Source organism: Psychrobacter sp. Sarcosine-02u-2 (assembly GCF_002836335.1).
Classification (GTDB): Bacteria; Pseudomonadota; Gammaproteobacteria; order Pseudomonadales; family Moraxellaceae; genus Psychrobacter; species Psychrobacter faecalis.
On sequence record NZ_PJBX01000029.1, the window covers coordinates 1 to 3288 of the forward strand.

Annotated in this window: 4 protein-coding genes; 3 read left to right on the forward strand and 1 reads right to left on the reverse strand. The window is 42.4% G+C overall.

Annotated elements, in window-relative coordinates; all coding sequences use genetic code 11:
* Nucleotides 1-112 precede the first annotated feature (112 nt).
* Together CXF58_RS00990 and CXF58_RS00995 are read left to right on the forward strand one after the other, a co-directional pair.
* Entirely contained in the window at nt 113-556 is a 444-nt protein-coding gene (locus CXF58_RS00990) for a DUF805 domain-containing protein (RefSeq protein WP_227678215.1), read from the forward strand.
* Nucleotides 557-726: 170 nt separating this feature from the next.
* Nucleotides 727-1173 (forward strand): PACE efflux transporter, encoded by a 447-nt coding sequence (locus CXF58_RS00995; RefSeq protein ID WP_180952490.1) that lies wholly within the window; start codon nt 727-729, stop codon nt 1171-1173.
* Nucleotides 1174-1269: 96 nt separating this feature from the next.
* Here CXF58_RS00995 and CXF58_RS01000 read toward each other — a convergent pair whose 3' ends face one another.
* Nucleotides 1270-2067: an enoyl-CoA hydratase/isomerase family protein gene (locus CXF58_RS01000; protein WP_102076302.1), complete on the reverse strand. Its 798-nt coding sequence runs from the start codon at nt 2065-2067 to the stop codon at nt 1270-1272.
* Nucleotides 2068-2396: 329 nt separating this feature from the next.
* Between CXF58_RS01000 and CXF58_RS01005 the strand changes: the two genes are divergently transcribed.
* Nucleotides 2397-3209 carry an alpha/beta fold hydrolase gene (locus CXF58_RS01005; RefSeq protein WP_068406177.1) on the forward strand — a complete coding sequence of 271 codons (813 nt, stop codon included), beginning with the start codon at nt 2397-2399 and terminating at the stop codon, nt 3207-3209.
* The last annotated feature ends 79 nt before the right edge of the window (nt 3210-3288 follow it).

The window sequence follows — 3288 nt, forward strand, 5'->3', positions numbered from 1 at the left end:
GAAAAATATGAATAATGGTTTGCAAACTTTTATTGAGTGCTTATAATCAAAGTCGTTGATTAAATGTTTTAGTTGGCGACTCTACCGTTAAAGGTGAGTGATAATAAATCCTATGGAAAATAAAAATATGCTTGATAAAGTAACGCCGCCACCTTTACCAAATTCTGGGATGGTTAATAATCATAGTGCTGAGGCAAACTATGGCATTATGGACTGGTTTAAAAAAGGTCTAAGGAATTATGCCAATTTCTCTGGACGTGCTCGGCGTAAAGAGTATTGGTATTTCGTATTGGTGCAAATGGGATTGGTCATCATAGCGATGATTTTAGATGCGATTATCTTCAATTCAGAAATAGGGTTATTTTATATTGTTGTAGCGCTTGGTTTGTTCTTGCCGGGCTTAGCAGTGACTATTCGCAGATTGCATGATACTAGCCGTTCAGGATGGTGGTTTTTGATATCTATTTTGCCATTGATAGGCTCTATTATCTTACTGGTATTTTTAGCGAGCGATACCAAGCTCGAAATCAATCAATGGGGTCCGCCAGCAAAATAAGCTGCGACTGGTTTCTCTCGTCATCTTATGTATAATATAGGGGCAGGCGGAAACCGTGGCTCTGCACTCTTTTCTCATTTCTATCTCGGGACGGACCGATACTTTACTAAGCAACTTTTTGTTTATACTTAAGTGCTAAGTGCTAAGTGCTAAGTGCTTTGGAGTCTTGGTTGATTACTTTATCCCCACTCAAACGTCGTGTTGTCTATGTGACCATCTTTGAAATTATCGCTATTATTGCATCTACCTTTGTGCTGATGAAACTTAGCGGCAGCGATGCGGCAGAGTCGTTACCCGTTGCGGTGATGGTGTCATTAGCCGCTGTGATTTGGAACTTTTTATACAATACTGCTTTTGAAGCGTGGGAGCGGCGCAAGCAGGTTAAAAAGCGTACCTTATTAATCCGCAGCGCTCATGCGATAGGGTTTGAAGGTGGCTTGGTATTGATTTGCCTGCCACTTTATATGATTTGGTATGACGTTGGTTTAATCAAAGCCTTTATGATGGAGGCGGCGTTACTGCTATTTTTCTTGGTTTATACCTTTGTATTTACCTTAGGTTTCGATAAAATATTCACCTTACCGCGTTACGATAAGACCGCCTCTGCTTCTTCATAAATACAGAGATGAATCGTATTAAATGACCTAACGAAAGGCTGCTATTAGATTAGGCAGCCTTTTTGTTGATAGTACAGAAGGTAGCGTTAGAAGTTTTTATTTACCCTGATAAACGGGCTTACGTTTTTCCATAAAGGCGGTGACACCTTCAGCAAAGTCAGCGGTTTTTGCCATCATGGTTTGTTGGTCAACTTCCATATCGAGCGCTTCATTTAAGCCTGAAAAAGCATGCACGTTAATCATATGCTTCATCGAAGCCAAAGCTTTACCGGGCAGGTTGCTTAGGCGCGTTGCCAACGCCAATACGCTGGCGTCAAGCCCATCTTTGCTTACGACGCTATTGACTAAGTTTAGACGCGCGATATCGTCGCTAGTGAGCTTATCACCCAGCATCACAAGTTCAGTCGTTTTCGCCGCGCCAATCAGCTGATTGAGCAAGTAAATACCACCCGCATCTGGAATCAAGCCGATATTGACAAATGCTTGCACAAATTTGGCGCTATCAGCGGCAATACGGAAATCACAGGTTAATGCCAAGTTCATCCCAGCACCCGCGACGGCACCTTCTAATTTAGCAATAATGGGTTTGTGAATATTACGCAACTTTAAGCTTACTTCTGCCACTTCTCTGAGCATAAAATCAAGCTTTGCCACAAGTGCTTCTGATTCCATGCCATTCTCTAACATCTCACCGATATGACCGCCGCTAGAGAAATTATTGTTTGATCCTTGCAACACGATCACGCGTACGTCGGCATCTTGATCAGCCTTATCAAGCGCATCCATAATCGCGCCTTTTAATGGTGTGCTAAAGGCATTTAGCGTCTTAGGGTCATTCATGGTAATGGTGGCAATATGATTTTCGCTGTGATATTCGACCAAAGGTTGTGACATGGTTGGTTTCCTTAGTAAGAAGTTCTAGATAAGCATTCCGGATAACAATGAAGGTTATAATGGACAAAGTTGTAACAAGTCATGCAAGCTGATTACTATAGCAGCTTGTTATGATTATAAAAGCGAGTTTTGTGGGCGCTACAGGCACGGACAAAAATGTTTAATTTTTCCTTGTTTTATCTTATATTCGATTTAATAAATATATACTATCTGCCGTACAAAAATAACGCTATGAAGTATCCGCTTGGTGCATTATGCTAAATGGCAGTAGTGTTAAGGATTTCGTTAACCAAACAAGTAATCAACAAGCAACAAACAAGGAAGTAATTATGCCAATGATAAATGTGAATAATGTTGATATTTATTATGAAGATAGCGCGCCGGAGGATAAGCAAAAGCCAGTGATGGTCTTTGCTCATGGGCTGCTGTGGAATACGCGGATGTATGACAAACAGGTCGAGTACTTTAAATCTGGCTGCCGCTGTATTGCGTTTGATTTTCGTGGGCAAGGTCAGTCTGAGATTACCAAATCAGGCTATGATATGGATACGCTGACCGAGGATACGCTAGCATTGTTAGATGCGCTAGATATTGATAAATGCCATTTTTTAGGGTTATCGATGGGTGGTTTTGTCGCTCAGCGTATCGCGCTCAAACGTCCGGAGCTACTGTTGTCGCTGACCTTACTTGAAACGTCAGCAGACCCTGAAGACCCAAAAAACGTGCCGCAGTATCGCAAATTGATGAAGGCTATCCGCTGGCTGGGTATGAAGCGGGTCAGTCAAAAAGTCATGCCTATTATGTTTGGCAGTAGCTTTTTGAACGATAAGTCGCGTAAGGCTGACCGTAGAGCGTGGCTCACGATGTTACAAGGCAATCGTAAGGGCGGGGTCGTTAAGGCGACCACAGGTGTCATTGAGCGCTCGGGCACTTACGATCAGCTAGGCGAGATTAGCACGCCGACATTGATTATCGTTGGTGATGAAGATGTGGCAACGCCTTATTCAAAAGCGGAGCGCATGCATTTTGCCATTAAAGGCTCAAAGCTTGCGGTTATTAAAGGCGCTGGACATACAGCGACAGTAGAAGAGCCTGAACAAGTAAATAAAGTGATTAATACCTTTTTAGCAAACTGTGTTTAGGTTGTAGCTAGAGTAGAAGTCGTCTTGAATGAAGCGAAGTATTTATAACCCCAGTTCGGGATAAGCCACATTGTAACTC

Bases quoted from the DNA above. Each gene is read 5' to 3' on its own strand.
- CXF58_RS00990 (WP_227678215.1), top strand. From the start codon at position 113: ATGGAAAATAAAAATATGCTTGATAAAGTAACGCCGCCACCTTTACCA.
- CXF58_RS01000 (WP_102076302.1), bottom strand. From the start codon at position 2,067: ATGTCACAACCTTTGGTCGAATATCACAGCGAAAATCATATTGCCACC.
- CXF58_RS01005 (WP_068406177.1), top strand. From the start codon at position 2,397: ATGCCAATGATAAATGTGAATAATGTTGATATTTATTATGAAGATAGC.